The organism is Oligella urethralis DSM 7531, from assembly GCF_000372065.1.
Lineage (GTDB): Bacteria > Pseudomonadota > Gammaproteobacteria > Burkholderiales > Burkholderiaceae_B > Oligella > Oligella urethralis.
Genome location: NZ_AQVB01000009.1, coordinates 1 through 15444, shown reverse-complemented (window position 1 = coordinate 15444; position 15444 = coordinate 1). Strand labels below are relative to the sequence as shown.

The window sequence follows — 15444 nt, the reverse complement described above, 5'->3', positions numbered from 1 at the left end:
GAATTAAACTCTCGTCAAATCCTGTTGCAGTTGCGCCAAAAACTCCGCTTCTTGATGCCTTTCCAAACAACGCATATCTAATAATAATGTATCGTCAGCAATCCGCCCGATCACCGGTTTAGAGAGGCGACGTAAGCGCTTTTCTAAAGCCAGTAAATGACGACCAGGACGCCCCTCGCCCACATAACGCATGGCTAAACCATAACTAGGTAGTAACTCGACTGGCATGGCGCCACTGCCGATTTGGCTCATCATGGCCTCTACCGTCACCCTAAACTCAGGACCCACCCATTGTTGAAGCGTCTGTTGCAGGTTTGCCGCACTTTGCTTGATCGCATCTGGGCTGCGAGTAAATAAACGCAGCGTAGTTAAACGCTCTGCCAATAACTCCGGACTGCGGTATAGTTGCAACACTGGCTCCAGTGCCGCCAGCGTGATTTTGCCAACGCGTAGTGCACGTTTGAGTGGATTTTTTTTGATTTTTGCAATTAAATCGGCACGGCCTACAATCAAACCAGCTTGCGGACCACCGAGTAGCTTATCACCACTGAAGGTCACAATATCAGCGCCGGCCTCAATGGTTTGCCGCACGGTGACCTCCGCTGGCAAACCCCATTGCCTGAGATCGACTAGGGTACCACTGCCTAAGTCAACGGTGCACGCTAAGCCATGCTGCTTCGCAATGGCTGCCACCTCAGCCACCGACACCTCTTTGGTAAAGCCATTAATTTCATAATTACTGCAATGCACCTTCATCAACATGGCGGTGTTATCAGCGATGGCTTGCTCATAATCATGTGCATGCGTGCGATTGGTAGTACCTACTTCCACCAAGTTGACATAGGCACGCTTCATAATATCCGGAATTCGGAAGGCCCCACCAATCTCAACCAGTTCACCGCGTGACACCACCACCTCACGCTCAGCAGCGAGGGAATTTAACATAAGCAATACGGCGGCAGCGTTATTATTAACCACTGTCGCGGCTTCGGCACCGGTTAATTCACAGAGCAGCTCCTCAATAAGGTCATCCCGATCGCCACGCCCACCCGAGGCTAAATCGTACTCTAAATTCATCGGCTCACGCATGGCCTCAACCACGGCCTCAATCGCTACCTCGGGCAATAAGGCACGACCCAAATTGGTATGCAGTACCACCCCAGTGAGATTAAACACTGGTCGCAGCTGGGATTGCGTCTTTTTTTGTAAAGCACGCGCTGTCAGCTGCGCAAAATCACGACTCAAGTGAGGTGATCTTAAGTCAATCACTAAGGCTTTGTTTTGCTGAATGTTCTGACGCAAATCCTCTAATACCAACCGCGCTTGCTGACTCACCAATTGATGACCATACGCCGCCAGCAAAGGCTTAAAAACCTCACTACTTAACAACTTATCAAGCGCTGGTAAATCTCTAAATGAAACTCTCTGCGTCATACAACACCCTCAATAACTACTCTTCTTCGCCTACTTCAGCCGCTTGCCATAAAAATGGATTACCGCTGCTGCGCTCCAAACCCTCATCGGCCATCAAGATATCTAATTGCAATGTGGCCAAATCATCAGCAATTGGATCCACATTCAGATCCTTTTCCTGATAGAAAATCTTCCGATAGCTATGGCAACTCGGACAGGCCTCTGCCTTAATGGCTTCCGACTGCCCCTCCAAATGATAATAACTAATATCCTTAGTGCTTAAGCAGGTAGAGCACACCACACGTACCATATGCCAAAGGGTAGAACATAGGGAACAACTTAAATAGCGAATGCCTTGATTAGCACCGATTTGCACCACGCTACTAACAGGCAAAGAACCACAGCATGGGCAGACGCCGGATTCCTTTTGTACCACCGGTAAATTGTCCTCGCCCAAATCAATTGCTAACTGTGTCCAATAGACCTGCAAAGCCGCCATGATCACCGGTGCCATGGCCGGATCTGCATCCTCATCCGCTAACACGCGATCGGCAATGGCCTCGAGGGCCGCTGGCTCATCATCAATTTGCTTTAACATCGCTTGTGCGACCGTCACCGCCACCTCCGGAACGGAATCGGCCTGAACCAAATACTGCAGAATATCAGCCAGTATCTTTAACCACACGGGATCACGCTCAATCGTGGCTGGTTGTAACGCTGGCATACCGTACTTTTGCGAGGATTCGATCCTTTCCTCACTCACCTCCGGCAAGGCATAACGCGTCACCACCTCGGCTTGAGCCTCTGTTATCACAGCAATTAATAATAAATAATCACGTAGTGGATTATCCTCAGCGAGCTGCCTTAAACGCGCAGCACGTGAGCTAAAAACAGACTTCGCTTCAGGCAAAATAATGCGCGGAAAAGCAAAGGAACTATCATCTAAAATTTCATCTTTAGAACGAATTTTTTGCAATGTCATACTCCAATAAAAAACTGCCCTACAGATGGTTAATTGTAGAGCAGTTTTAAGGGACTACCTACCTAGTCCGTTAAGAAAAATATAGATTAAATCTTCTCAACATTGACCAGGAAGGACTTGAACTCAGGCGTCTGAGTGTTACCGTCACCGACCGCTGGCGTTAGACTATTGGCTATGAAGCCTTTTTTAGCCACACCTACAAAGCCCCAGTGTAACGGGATACCAACCTGATGTAACTCCTTACCGTCGACCGTGAGCGTTTTAATACGCTTAGTCACCACAGCAACTGCTTTGATGTAGTCACGTTTAGAAGAAACCTTAACACGATCACCGGCCTTAATGCCAAGTTTATTAGCTAGGCCCTCGCCAATTTCAACGAATTGCTCTGGTTGTGCAATAGCGTTGAGCTTGACGTTTTTAGTCCAATAATGGAAGTGCTCGGTTAAACGATAGGTGGTACCTACGTACGGGAACTCGTCGACCTTACCCATATCTTCCAGGTCACGCTTAAACACACGGGCACCCGGGTTATTAAGCGCACGAGGCTCATTCGGGTTCAGCGGGTTAACGGCCAGTGGCGTCTCGAACGGTTCATAATGCTCAGGGAACGGACCTTCGGCCATACCCTTACGTGCAAAGAAACGACCTGTACCCTCAGGGTTCATAATAAATGGACCCATACCGTTAGCCGGTGCTTCATCCGCCTTATAGTCAGGTACGTCAGCGCCTACCCAGGCTCTACCGTTCCAGTAAACAAGCGCACGGTCACTATCCCATGGACGGCCATTAGGGTCAGCCGAGGCACGGTTGTATAAAATACGACGGTTCGCAGGCCATGCCCAAGCCCAGTTAAGGGTTTGACCAATACCTGTTGGGTCGCTATTGTCGCGACGTGCCATCATATTACCCTGCTCGGTAAAGGAACCAGAGTAAATCCAACAACCACAAGCGGTTGAACCGTCATCACGTAACTCGGCAAAGCCAGCAAGCTGCTCCCCGGCCTTACGCGTCACAATGCTCGGATCGCTCGGGCTCGTTAAGTTAAGCAGTGCCTTACCACTCATCTCCTTAGCTAACTCCTCAGCTGAAGGATCTAAACGTGTGCTGTACGGCCAATCCAAGTTAAGGATTGGATCAGGGAAAGCGCCGCCCTCTTCGAGGTAAAGCTCACGAATGCGATTATAGAGCAAGGCCATAATCTCAATATCACTCTTGGCTTCACCCGGTGGGTTAGCACCCTTCCAGTGCCATTGTAAGACACGTCCGGAGTTTACTAGCGCACCCGATTCCTCAGCAAAGCAACTGGTCGGTAAGCGAATCACTTCGGTTTGGATAGATGCCGTATCGACATCATTTTCCTCGCCTGCATTACGCCAGAACTCAGAGGTATCTGTACGTAAAGGATCCATCACCACCATAAACTTCAACTTAGCAAAGGCCTCAGATTGCTTTTTCTTGTGAGGTGCCGCCGCTAATGGGTTAAAGCCCTGACAGATATAACCGTTAAACTTGCCCTGCGTCATCATCTCATAAGCACGTAACATATCATACGGCTTATCGAGTTTAGGGAACCAGTCATAACAGTAATCATTGGCTGCTGTTGCCGCCTTACCGAACCAGGCCTTACTTAAACTAACCCAGAACTTTTTGTAATTACCCCAGTAGCTTAACTGATTCTCACGCATCGGCTTATGCGCACGCGCTTTAATGTAATCATCAAAGCGCTGCTCACCGTCCTTGGCCAGGGTAAGGTAACCAGGTAATAGATCAGTCATCAGACCTAAATCGGTTAAGCCCTGAATATTGGAGTGACCACGTAAGGCATTAACACCACCACCCGGCATCCCGATATTACCCAAGAGTAACTGCATCATCGCTGCGGTTCGAATAATTTGCGAACCGATGGAGTGCTGCGTCCAGCCTAGGGCATAAAGAATGGTTAAGGTACGATTTGGTACATGCGTAGAAGAGATAATCTCGACAATCTCTAAGAACTTATCCTTAGGCGTACCGCAGACACGCTCAACCATCTCAGGGGTATAACGCTCATAGTGCTTTCTCATCAGCTGATAAACACAGCGTGGATGGGTCAAGCTCGGGTCAGTTTTAACATAACCCGTTTCTTCGTCAATCTCGTATTCCCACGTGTTACGGTCATAGGTACGAGTCTCCTCGTTATAACCGGAGTAAATACCCTCATTAAAATCAAAATCCTCACGCACCACAAAACTAAAGTCAGTGTAGTGACGTACGTATTCATGTTGGATCTTGTTATTATCCAATAAATACTTGATGACTGCGCCCAAGAACACAATATCCGTACCCGTACGGATTGGCGCATAGATATCGGCTACCGATGCTGTACGATTAAAGCGCGGGTCCACACAGATAAGCGTCGCCTTATTGCGTGTTTTTGCCTCGATCGCCCATCTAAAGCCCACGGGGTGTGCTTCAGCGGCGTTACCGCCCATCACTAATACAACATTGGCATTTTTAATATCGACCCAGTGGTTCGTCATCGCACCACGGCCAAACGTCGGAGCAAGACCTGCTACCGTCGGACCATGTCAAACACGAGCCTGGTTATCGAATGCTAACATCCCCAGCGGACGAATAACTTTGTGAGTTAAATAACCCACCTCGTTAGGCGATGCAGAGGCAGCTAACATACCTGTTGTTAACCAACGATTAACCGTTTCGCCCTTTTCATTTTTCTCGATAAAGTTTGCGTCACGGTCGTCTTTCATCAGACGAGCAACCTTGTCAATGGCCTCTTCCCACGACATACGAACCCACTCATCTGAACCCGGAGCACGATACTCGGGGTACTTTAAGCGATTCGGGCTGTGAATAAAGTCAATCAGACCGGCACCCTTAGGACAGAGGGCACCACGGTTAACCGGGTTATCCGGGTCACCTTCAATGTGTACGATCGTGTCAATAGCGTTTTTAGCACCATCACCAATACCGTACATTAATAATCCACAGGCCACTGAACAGTAAGGACAGGTATTACGCGTTTCTGTCATACGCGCTAATTTGTACTGTCTAACTTCTGCCATAGCGGGCGTTGGCGCCGCACCAAGTAGTGTCAGACTGGACCCTGCCGCTGCTGTACCGGTAGCCTTGAAGAATTGTCGTCTAGTAATCTTTACCATAACGAACCTCCAGACAATTAACGTATAGCAACGTCCGTATCAAGAAATGATACCTCAGTTAAAAAACTCCGCAGCGCAATAGCTACACTGCTCCACCATGCTAGTGTAACGCTTTTTTGAGGGCTTGAGTAGTCGCCCACACACTTTAGATAGTAAATTATTTATGTTCTAAAGAAATTGATAGCATCTTAATTACTACCGTGACGATATTTAAGGTGCAGCAAATGCTTTTTCTCAACTTGTCTAAATCCGACCACCAATAGCGTATTTAAAATCAAATATAAAACCGCAGCGGCAGAATAAGCGATAAAGGGCTCATAATAGGTGCTATTAAAATAGCTGGCGGCACCAGCAATCTCCACTATGGTCACGGTGGAAGCCAAGGCCGTCGCATGCATACTCATAATCACTTCATTACTATAGGCAGGCAAAGCACGTCTTAAGGCCGATGGGATAATAATTCGGTGCATGGCTTGAAAGCTACTCATGCCATAGGCCATGGCTGCTTCAACCTCACCACGATCGGTGTTTTTAATCGCACCGGCAAAAATCACCGTGGAGTAGGCTGCGGTATTGAGCGTTAAAGCACTTAAAACCCAGATATAACCGGATTTTAAAAACTCCCAACCCGGCTGCTGCATTAACTCACGCACCGGTTCCAAACTAGGAATACCGTAATAAAAAATATACAGTTGCACTAATAATGGCGTACCAGTAAAAAAATACACAAAGCCATTGGTTAAACGACCCAGCAGAGTGCGATTTTTTAATGATATAACTGATAAGGGCAAGGCGATAAAAAAGCCTATCGACACCGACACCAAGGTCAACATAATCGTCACTGGCACGGCATCTAAACAGGTACGCAGAGCTAATAGAAAAAGCGCTAATGTATCACTCATCAGAACCCCCTACTAAGACACCACGTTGATAGCGCTTTTCTAAAAACACAAAGACTTTTAATGAAACATAGGTAATCAATAAATACAGTAGAGCGGACACAATATTAAAAGCAAAGGAGGATTGCGTAGCACTCCCAGCCTGCTGAGCCACTCGCGTCATATCGTCTAAACCGATGATCGACACCAAGGCGGTGGATTTGGTCAATACCAACCAGTTATTACGTACGCCCGGTAAGGCATAACGCATCATCAGCGGAAAAGTCACACTATACAGCACTTGAAAAGGCGTCAGACCATAGGCATAACCGGCTTCAATCTGCCCACCTGGCACCGCTAAAATAGCGGCTCTAAAGGTCTCTGTGAAATAGGCCCCAAAAATAAAGCTCAAGGTAAAGACACCCGCAGCAAAAGGACTAATCTCAACATCAGACCAACCCAAGGCGGAGGTAATGGCATTAAGACCTAATTGCGCACTGTAATAAACCATCAACATCCAAATCAAATCGGGTACTGCACGCACGATGGTTGAGTAGGCACCGGCGATAGACGCCAACACCACACTACCCGACAGTCGCATCAAGGCGCCAATCAAGCCAATCATAATGGCACAAAGCACAGAGAGCACACCAATCTCAACCGTGAGCAAGGCGCCATGGAGTATTCTTGGCATATATTGCCAAATCACTTCAAAATCAAACATAGGTCCTCTTAAATGAATGAGGTGATTTTACCGAAAATACGCAACAAATCGTAAGAAAACTCAACTTGAAGAAATAACTCCTGATTCAGCCATGCCTCGCACTGAATAATTTGCTAATATCTTATGCTTATCCCTTATAGTAGCCGTCAGTAAAAGAGGCTATCATTTTAAAATCACTTTTAAAATCGTTTATACAAAAGGACTTGATGATGACAATCACAAAAAAGCTATTTGGCGCTACGTTGCTTAGCTTTGCGCTTGCTAGTAGTCTCGCTCAGGCGCAGGAGCGTACGATTCGCTTTGGTAGCGATGCGACCTACCCTCCCTTTGAATCGACCACGCCGAGCGGTGAGATTGTGGGCTTTGATATTGACCTCGCTAAGGCGATGTGTGAGCGTTTAAAGGCGACATGTACTTTCCAAAATCAAGGATGGGACGGTATCATCCCTGCCCTTCGCGCTAAGAAATTTGACGTGATTGCCTCTTCCATGAGTGTGACGCCCGAACGTGAGCGTGCCGTGGCCTTTACCCAAAAAGTCTGGTCAATTCCTAACCCATTATTTGGTAAAAAAGGTCTTAAGGCTGAGCCGACCAAAGAAGGTACTAAGGGACTCACTATCGGCGTGCAGCAAGGCGTGATTCAAGACGTTTATGCGACAAAATACTTCACTGAAGCAAATATCCGTCGTTATAAAACCTTTGAGGATGCGGCCAATGACTTAGTAACAGGTCGTTTAGATGCGGTCTTTGCCGATAGCGGCGTGGCTGATCAGTTTTTAGAGGGCCCACGTGGTCAGGACTACGAAGTGCTAGGCGATCCTATCCCTACTTCTGCGGATGAGGCCATCTTTGGTAAGGGTACGGCCTTTGCTGTGCGCAAAGAGGACAAAGAGCTACTAGCCGACCTCAACCGCGCCTTTGACGAGATTCGCGCCGATGGCACCTACGATAAAATCGCTAAGGAATACTTCGATTACGATGTGTATGATGAGTAATTAATAAACGAATGTTTTAAAACGGCACTTTGTAAGTGCCGTTTTTTGATGGCTAGAATGACCATCATCGATTAAGATCAAGTAACTAAGCTCAAAATCAAAAATAGCCTCTTCATCAGGTCATCACTTGAAGTCGACTACTATTTACGCCACGCCCGGTTTCCTGCCTTTTCTAGCAGCTAGACTATGCGCTGTATTTGCCATGCAGATACAGGCCATTGTTGTAGCTTGGCAGGTATACGACATCACTCGCGATCCCTTATCCTTAGCTTATGTCGGTTTAGTACAATTTATCCCCATGCTACTTTTACTACCCTATGCAGGGGATGTGATTGATCGTTTTAGCCGTAAAGCCATTCTTGCAATCAGTTGGTTTGTTGCGGCGCTTTGCAGTGGCATATTGGTCTGGATGTCATTGAGCAACAGTACAAATGTGATGGGTTTTTATGTGGCATTGCTGCTTTTCGGTGCCAGCCGTGCCTTTATGATGCCTGCTCTACAAAGCATCTTGCCACAAATTATTCCTCGTGAGCATTTGGCTCAAGCCATTGCAACCAATAGCATGACGGTAAAAATAGCTACCATCAGTGGGCCTATTATTGGTGGGGTACTTTATGCCTATGCCGGCGGTGTGTTGACTTATCTGGTCTGCTGTATCGCTTATCTTTTTGGCATTTTATTACTTAAATTCGTACCTATTCTATATTGCGATCAGCATAAAACGCCGACAAAAAATGACAATAAGGTGTGGCAACGATTTTCTGAAGGTATCCGCTTTATCCGGAAGCAACCGATTATTTTAGGTAGTATGAGTCTTGACCTATTCGCCGTGCTTTTAGGAGGAGTTATTGCACTCCTGCCCATTTATGCACAAGATATCTTGCATACGGATTCAGCCGGGCTCGGACTGCTAAGAAGTGCGATGGCAATTGGTCAAATCGCTACCGGTATTTATCTAAGTCGCTATCCGTTTGAACGCCATGTGGGTAAAGCCATGCTGATAGCCGTAGCGATTTTTGGTTGTGCTAACTTAGTCTTTTCACTATCAAGTATCTTCTGGTTATCATTTGCCGCCCTGATGGTGGCCGGTGCGGCAGATATGGTGAGCGTGTATGTGCGTTTGGCGCTGATGCAATATGCCACGCCAGACTATATACGTGGACGCGTTAATGCCGTTAATTCGCTCTTTTCAAACTCAGCGACGGAGCTCGGCAGCTTCCGTGCAGGTACCAGTGCTGCACTCATAGGCACTGTGCCGACGGCGGTATTGGGTAGTCTTTGCACCTTAGTTGTCGTCGCACTCATTACTAAGTGCATTAAAACGCTTAGACAAGTTGATCGCTTTGATGAGGTTACACCTAGCTAGCACATGTACTTTCGGCGTATTAAAAAATTAAAAAAAACATTATTGGTATTAAATTGAAACCTTCTAATATTTTCGCGACACTTGGTTTTTTACCCTTTCTGATTGCACGTATGTGTGCCGTCTTTGCCATGCAAATTCAGGCTATCGTGGTTGGCTGGCAAATCTACGAAATCACCCGCGACCCTATGTCATTAGCCTATGTCGGCTTGGCTCAATTTATCCCGATGTTGGTGTTTTTGCCTTATGCCGGTGACCTCATTGACCGATTTAATCGTAAAACAGTTCTCTCTATTAGCTTAGCTGTTTTAGCAGTCTGTAGTGCTTTATTGGTCTGGCTCTCTTATAGTGACAACGATAAGGTCTATGCTTTCTACATTGTTTTATTACTCTTCGGCGTGGGACGTGCCTTTAACGGACCGGCACTACAAAGCTTATTACCGCAAATTGTGCCGCGTGAGCGACTCGCTCAAGCACTGGCTACCAATAGCATGTTAATGAAAGTAGCCACCATCATCGGCCCCGTTTTCGGCGGTTTACTCTATGCTTATATCGGTGGTTTGAGCTATGCCGTTTGTTGCCTATTTTTTGTCATCGCTATCTTTTTATTAAGCTTTGTGCCGATCCTATTCAGTGAGCAACATAGCGCCCCCGCAAATAACTCCACCACGGTACTTCAACGCTTCTCAGAAGGTCTACGATTTATCTGGAAGCATCCGATTATCTTAGGCACGATCACCTTAGATTTATTCGCTGTATTACTTGGCGGCGTCGTCGCTCTCTTACCCATTTACGCGCTGGAAGTTTTACATGTTGACTCCACCGGTTTGGGGCTATTACGTAGCGCCATGGCCATTGGTGAAATCGGTACCGGGCTTTACCTGAGCCGTCGACCATTTAATCGCCATGTCGGTAAAGTCATGTTTACGGCCGTTGCCGTCTTTGGTATTGCCAACCTGGTCTTTGCCTTCTCAACCATCTTCTGGCTGTCTTTTGCTGCACTGGTGGTTGCCGGTGCCGGCGATATGATCAGCGTGTATATACGCTCGGCACTCGTACAATTCTCTACTCCTGATTACTTACGTGGTAGAGTCAACGCAGTCAATATGCTGTTTATCAGCTCATCTAATGAATTGGGCACCTTCAGAGCAGGCACCAGCGCCGCTTTAATCGGTGCCGTGCCTGCTGCCGTCTTTGGCGGTCTCTGCACCTTAGGGGTGGTTGCTGCCATGGCCTGGCGCTTTAAGCCACTGAGAACGGTGGATAAGTTTGAAGAGGCGGAGCATATTAGGTGATGGATTGGGGGGTGGGTTTACCTTATAAACTCTTTGATGAGTAATACAGCTGCTTTATCATTTACATCAATCTTAAAATCTACGCTACTACTGCCCCTATCGGTACCATACGAGTTTTTGAATAACAATGGGCATGGATTTTATACAAGAATACGAAATACAAAATTCCAAAGGTGATAAAAGATAAAATGGCCCAGAGAATGATATAGCCAATCATGCTCACTAAATCAATTTCACACAATAAACGCCCAACCTTTTGACCAGCCATATTATAAACGCTTGTCTGGTTAATGATAAATCGCTGCATATAATACGGGAAAACAAAAAGCGCCAAACCAAAAGTAACGATCGTCAATAAAATCCAAATCACCGCATGCCCAATGATACTAAGTGTACTTAGCTCACACTTGAGTTGGTAACCGCCAAAACCATTCATCTCTAACCCCTTGTTAGCAACAAAAATTGTATTGTATTTGAATACTTGGTTAAAAAAACCTAAAAAAACAAAATAATGTTATAAATCATTTAAATCTTTAATAATTATGGAGTTTTCCTATGCCAGTTTTAAATAAAATCACAGAGGCACAAAAGAATCAAATGCTTAAAATGGCTCAAACTTGGTTTGTAGATACCATTGCAAAAAAGCATCTCCAAAATGCAAAAAAATTAGTCAACCCTGCAGAATTTAACATCAATCCCTTTCTAACCTCCTACCTTGCAAGGTTTTTGACTGGAAACAATGACCCCGAAAGCATTGCCAGAGTGCTTGTTTACCCACGCACTTTAGGTACTTCTATTAGCACTTCTTTTGGTCAAAATATGCAAAGTTTTATTAGCTCTATGCGTGACATTCTTGCTGAGGGCAGTATTGTCAGCGGCATGGACATTGAGTTTATCGACCAATTAGATGGCCACAGAAAATTCTGCCAATTAAAGGCTGGTCCACAAACGATCAATAATGATGATGTAGAAACAATTGATCGCGCCTTTACTAGAGTTAAAAACCTTTCACGTACCAATAACCTGCGCATACCAAATGATGACTTAGTGATTGGTATCTTATATGGAACGCCAGAGAAGTTAAGTGCTAACTATAGAAGACTCCGCGATGTACACCACTACAATATTTATATTGGTCAAGAGTTTTGGCATCGATTAACAGGTGAAAAAGACTTTTACGACCAATTGATTGAAGCGATAGATGAAGCATCTAAAGAAATTAACGCGAAATCAGAATTAGAGTATATTGTTAAAATACTTGCTGAAACTGAGGAAATAAAAAGTATTAGTAAATAACCATGAATAACGTTTGACTGCCATACAAAATAAGATTAAAGTAACCATAACCAAGGTTTATATATTATTTTTTATGAAAAGTCCCACCCATTTTTCCATTGCACAAGTCGCTGATATTTTAGGTGTTTCCAAAGAAACACTTCGTCGTTGGGATAAAAACGGTACGCTCGTACCTATACGTGATTCTGATAATAACTATCGGGTGTACCATCGCTCGCAGTTAGAAGTTTTTGAGCAAGCACAGCTTTTATTCAATAGCTCTTGGTCTGAAGAAATTAAAACTAAAGCCTTAAAACCTTATAAATTATTAGAATTATTTGCTGGCGCTGGTGGCCTTGCAATTGGTTTAGAAATGGCAGGCTTTGAATCAATTTTGCTAAATGAAATAGACAAAGATGCCTGTAAAACACTTCGTCAAAATCGTCCCGAGTGGAATGTTGTTGAAGGTGATATTTCCAAGATAGACTTCACCCCCTATTACAATCAAATTGATATTTTGTCTGGTGGATTCCCATGCCAAGCATTTTCTTATGCCGGTAAAAAACTAGGGTTTGAAGATACACGAGGCACATTATTTTTTGAATTTGCACGTGCTGTCAAAGAAACCAACCCAAAAGTATTTCTTGCTGAAAATGTTCGTGGTCTGCTTAATCACGATGGTGGAAAAACCTTAGAAACCATCTCTCATATTATTGATGAATTAGGCTATTACCTTGTGCCACCTCGCGTTTTAAAAGCCATGTTTTACAAGGTGCCACAAAAAAGAGAACGCCTCTTTCTGATTGCCATTCGCAAAGACTTAGCTGACAAAGTAGAATTTAAATGGCCTTCTCCTTATCACCGTATTTTGACGGTACGTGATGCCTTAAAAGCAGGTGAATTATATCCAACTGATGTCGCTGAATCAGCAGGTCAACAATACCCAAAAAGAAAAGCAGAAATTCTAGCGCAAGTACCTCAAGGAGGTTACTGGAAAGACCTACCTGATGAGCTTCAACGAGAGTATATGCAAAAAAGCTATTTCCTAGGGGGCGGTAAGACTGGTATGGCACGCCGACTATCTTGGGATGAACCTAGCTTAACGCTCACCTGCGCTCCTGCCCAAAAACAAACTGAGCGTTGTCATCCAGAAGAAACTCGACCTTTAACGATCCGTGAATACGCACGAATTCAAACATTTCCTGATGATTGGGCTTTTGAAGGTTCTCTAAGTTCACAATATAAGCAAATTGGTAATGCTGTACCTGTCAATCTAGCCCATTGTGTTGGTAGATCCTTAGTACGGCTTTTAAATGATATAGAAATGATTGATAGTAAAAGTGGAAAAACGGTTTATGCTGAGGAAATGGTTATCAGTTAAAATCATTAACTATCATTTTCTTTTTGATAGCCCTCGTAGTAGTAAGATTGCTTGATTCCTTTGAAAATGACATCACGATTTTCAACATCATCAGTTAAGTTTTTATGAAGAAGCACTCTTAGTTCTAAGTCATTAAGCGGGCTTCTTTCCATTGCTTGTAAATAGAGGGTTTTATCAACGAACTGCCAGTTAATAATTTTTTTGAAACTTTTTTCAAGATTAAATCTAACCAGATTCTTGTTGCTCGTCCATTACCCTCCATAAAGGGATGAGCAATATTCATTTCCACATATTTTTCAACAATCTCTTCAAATGTGCTTTCAGGCATCAATTCTATTTTTGATAATGCATCATTCAAATACAAAGCCGTAGCAAATCTAAAACTACCTTTGGAGATATTTAACGTCCTTATTTGTCCCACGAAATCATAAAGACCATCAAACAAATAGTTATGTATTTCTTGAAGCCCCTTTGTTGTGCCTACTTCAATATGGTTGGTAATCACCCCATTTTTACTAGCAGTTGGCAGTAGAATTATTTAATTTATGTTGATGTAATTTTTGCCTCGGTGTGATGCCACCTAATGCCATGTTGGGGCGTTCGTTATTGTAAGTCCAGAGCCAAGCAGTCGCTCCGTGCTGAACTTCTTCTAAACTCTCGAAGAGATTCTGGGTTAGCCATGTAATGACCCAGTAAAAACCTGCTCAGGTCTTAATTTGATATTTTGGAGAAAATTTGACCATGAGTACAGAGATGAAGTCAGAGAATCGTCGTTGGACAGCCAAGCGTAAAAATGCGTTAGTTTTAGATATTTTTAAAGGCAAAACCACCGTTTCCGAAGCCAGTCGAACCTACGATTTATCCCCTTCCGAGATTGAAGGATGGATTGAGGAGGCCACTGAGGGCATGGAGAATGCCCTACGAGCTAAACCTCACGATATTCGAGAGCAATATGAGCGTAAGGTGAAAGATCTACAAGAAGCCTATGGTGAGGCGATGTTGGAGATACGCGCCAGAAAAAAGTTGCAATCCCTGTTGGATGATCCTAGTCAGAAAAGTAGACAAACACTCCCTCTAAAGCGTATGCTTATTTCACAGGAGAAATTAACATGCCCAAACGCTTTAGTCCAGAATTTAAACAACAAGCTGTTAGCTATGCCTTAGCTAATAGCGACCAATCTATTGCCGCACTTGCCAATCATTTAGGCATTGGCGAATCTACCTTAGACCGTTGGATACGGCAGCAACAAGGCGGAACAAGTAAACGTCCTTTAAGCCCTGAGCAAGAGCGCATTCGTCAGCTTGAAAAAGAGAATCTTGAACTGAAACAGGCAAATGAAATCTTAAAAAAGGCGCACGTGTACTTTGTCAAAAATCCAAGTCGCTAAAGTACACGTTTATTCTGGAGAACTTGGAATGCTATCCTTTAGCTATCCTTTGCCGAACCTTATCGGTCAGTTGCTCAGGCTTCTATGCCTGGCGTAAGCGTTCTACACAGCCTTGTGCCTTAAAGCTGGCGTTACATCGTGAGTTTTTAAAGCACAAAGGGCGCGTAGGCGCACCAAGCTTAGTTCAGGACATGCGCGAACAAGGCTTTTATGTGTCTGAGCGTACTATCGGACGTTATCTGCAAGAGGCGAATTTACGCTGCAAAGTGGCACGTAAATTCAAGAGAACTACGGACTCTAATCACCGCCTTCCTGTGGTGGCGAACCATTTAAATCGGCAGTTTACGGTAAGTGCTCCTAATAAAGTCTGGGTTACCGATATTACTTATTTAAGAACTCAGGAAGGATGGCTCTATCTTTGTGTCATGTTAGATTTATTTAGTCGTCGTATTGTGGGTTGGACAACAGGCTCGCGAATTGATCGTCAATTAGTCAATGAGAGTTTGCGTATGGCTATGCTTCAACAAGGATGCCCACGAGACGTATTGATTCACTCCGATCAAGGGAGTCAATATTGCAGTGCTGACTTTAG

Annotated in this window: 14 protein-coding genes and 2 pseudogenes; 8 read left to right on the top strand and 8 right to left on the bottom strand. The window is 44.7% G+C overall.

All coding sequences use genetic code 11. The features are described 5' to 3' along the window. Positions 1–3: 3 nt before the first annotated feature. The 5 genes from selA to A3GA_RS0106450 form a co-directional block, all read right to left on the bottom strand. Positions 4–1434, bottom strand: a complete 1431-nt coding sequence (gene selA, locus A3GA_RS0106475; protein WP_018026581.1) for an L-seryl-tRNA(Sec) selenium transferase — start codon at positions 1432–1434, stop codon at positions 4–6. A 16-nt stretch (positions 1435–1450) separates the two neighbouring features. After that, positions 1451–2395, bottom strand: coding sequence for a formate dehydrogenase accessory protein FdhE (fdhE, locus tag A3GA_RS0106470; protein WP_018026580.1), 945 nt, complete (start codon positions 2393–2395; stop codon positions 1451–1453). A gap of 86 nt (positions 2396–2481) precedes the next feature. Continuing rightward, on the bottom strand, positions 2482–5553 hold the full coding sequence (fdnG, locus tag A3GA_RS0106465) for a formate dehydrogenase-N subunit alpha (protein ID WP_147278380.1): 3072 nt from the start codon (positions 5551–5553) through the stop codon (positions 2482–2484). Between the two features lie 188 nt (positions 5554–5741). Continuing rightward, positions 5742–6455 (bottom strand): ABC transporter permease, encoded by a 714-nt coding sequence (locus tag A3GA_RS0106455; RefSeq protein WP_018026577.1) that lies wholly within the window; start codon positions 6453–6455, stop codon positions 5742–5744. Further along, positions 6448–7155: an ABC transporter permease gene (locus A3GA_RS0106450; protein ID WP_018026576.1), complete on the bottom strand. Its 708-nt coding sequence runs from the start codon at positions 7153–7155 to the stop codon at positions 6448–6450. Before A3GA_RS0106450 ends, A3GA_RS0106455 begins: the two co-directional genes overlap by 8 nt. Before the next feature lie 209 nt (positions 7156–7364). Between A3GA_RS0106450 and A3GA_RS0106445 the strand changes: the two genes are divergently transcribed. The 3 genes from A3GA_RS0106445 (at position 7365) to A3GA_RS0106435 (ending at position 10808) form a co-directional block, all read left to right on the top strand. Next, entirely contained in the window at positions 7365–8150 is a 786-nt protein-coding gene (locus tag A3GA_RS0106445) for a transporter substrate-binding domain-containing protein (protein ID WP_018026575.1), read from the top strand. A 127-nt stretch (positions 8151–8277) separates the two neighbouring features. Further along, complete coding sequence (locus A3GA_RS0106440; protein WP_026156847.1) at positions 8278–9516, top strand: MFS transporter; 1239 nt, start codon at positions 8278–8280, stop codon at positions 9514–9516. Between the two features lie 53 nt (positions 9517–9569). Continuing rightward, complete coding sequence (locus tag A3GA_RS0106435; RefSeq protein ID WP_018026573.1) at positions 9570–10808, top strand: MFS transporter; 1239 nt, start codon at positions 9570–9572, stop codon at positions 10806–10808. A gap of 79 nt (positions 10809–10887) precedes the next feature. Here A3GA_RS0106435 and A3GA_RS0106430 read toward each other — a convergent pair whose 3' ends face one another. Next, complete coding sequence (locus tag A3GA_RS0106430; protein ID WP_018026572.1) at positions 10888–11244, bottom strand: DUF6693 family protein; 357 nt, start codon at positions 11242–11244, stop codon at positions 10888–10890. A gap of 119 nt (positions 11245–11363) precedes the next feature. Here A3GA_RS0106430 and A3GA_RS0106425 point away from each other — a divergent pair, with 119 nt between their 5' ends. Next, on the top strand, positions 11364–12104 hold the full coding sequence (locus tag A3GA_RS0106425) for a PmeII family type II restriction endonuclease (protein ID WP_018026571.1): 741 nt from the start codon (positions 11364–11366) through the stop codon (positions 12102–12104). 13 nt (positions 12105–12117) lie between these two features. Continuing rightward, the gene (gene dcm, locus A3GA_RS0106420) at positions 12118–13464 is read left to right on the top strand and encodes a DNA (cytosine-5-)-methyltransferase (RefSeq protein WP_208854084.1); all 1347 of its coding nucleotides are present in this window, start codon (positions 12118–12120) and stop codon (positions 13462–13464) included. A gap of 124 nt (positions 13465–13588) precedes the next feature. Here the strand turns inward: dcm and A3GA_RS11440 are convergent, their stop codons facing one another. Continuing rightward, the gene (locus A3GA_RS11440) at positions 13589–13969 is read right to left on the bottom strand and encodes a Fic/DOC family protein (protein WP_244264050.1); all 381 of its coding nucleotides are present in this window, start codon (positions 13967–13969) and stop codon (positions 13589–13591) included. Between the two features lie 10 nt (positions 13970–13979). After that, positions 13980–14144 (bottom strand): annotated as a pseudogene (locus A3GA_RS11995) (integrase core domain-containing protein); the annotation flags it as partial. A gap of 55 nt (positions 14145–14199) precedes the next feature. On the opposite strand from A3GA_RS11995, the pseudogene A3GA_RS11435 reads away from it, so the two are divergent. The 3 genes and pseudogenes from A3GA_RS11435 to A3GA_RS0106400 form a co-directional block, all read left to right on the top strand. After that, a pseudogene (locus A3GA_RS11435) lies at positions 14200–14508 on the top strand (transposase); the annotation flags it as partial. Between the two features lie 65 nt (positions 14509–14573). Beyond that, on the top strand, positions 14574–14852 hold the full coding sequence (locus A3GA_RS0106405; RefSeq protein ID WP_018026568.1) for a transposase: 279 nt from the start codon (positions 14574–14576) through the stop codon (positions 14850–14852). An 11-nt stretch (positions 14853–14863) separates the two neighbouring features. Then, positions 14864–15444, top strand: a 581-nt coding sequence (locus A3GA_RS0106400; protein ID WP_338045951.1) for an IS3 family transposase, incomplete at its 3' end; no start/stop codon positions are given.

What these genes read in the sequence shown, in the direction of transcription:
- selA (WP_018026581.1), bottom strand. Translation starts at nt 1,434, where the DNA reads ATGACGCAGAGAGTTTCATTTAGAGATTTACCAGCGCTTGATAAGTTG.
- A3GA_RS0106425 (WP_018026571.1), top strand. Translation starts at nt 11,364, where the DNA reads ATGCCAGTTTTAAATAAAATCACAGAGGCACAAAAGAATCAAATGCTT.
- A3GA_RS0106445 (WP_018026575.1), top strand. Translation starts at nt 7,365, where the DNA reads ATGACAATCACAAAAAAGCTATTTGGCGCTACGTTGCTTAGCTTTGCG.
- A3GA_RS0106405 (WP_018026568.1), top strand. Translation starts at nt 14,574, where the DNA reads ATGCCCAAACGCTTTAGTCCAGAATTTAAACAACAAGCTGTTAGCTAT.
- A3GA_RS0106455 (WP_018026577.1), bottom strand. Translation starts at nt 6,455, where the DNA reads ATGAGTGATACATTAGCGCTTTTTCTATTAGCTCTGCGTACCTGTTTA.
- A3GA_RS0106450 (WP_018026576.1), bottom strand. Translation starts at nt 7,155, where the DNA reads ATGTTTGATTTTGAAGTGATTTGGCAATATATGCCAAGAATACTCCAT.
- A3GA_RS0106430 (WP_018026572.1), bottom strand. Translation starts at nt 11,244, where the DNA reads ATGAATGGTTTTGGCGGTTACCAACTCAAGTGTGAGCTAAGTACACTT.
- fdhE (WP_018026580.1), bottom strand. Translation starts at nt 2,395, where the DNA reads ATGACATTGCAAAAAATTCGTTCTAAAGATGAAATTTTAGATGATAGT.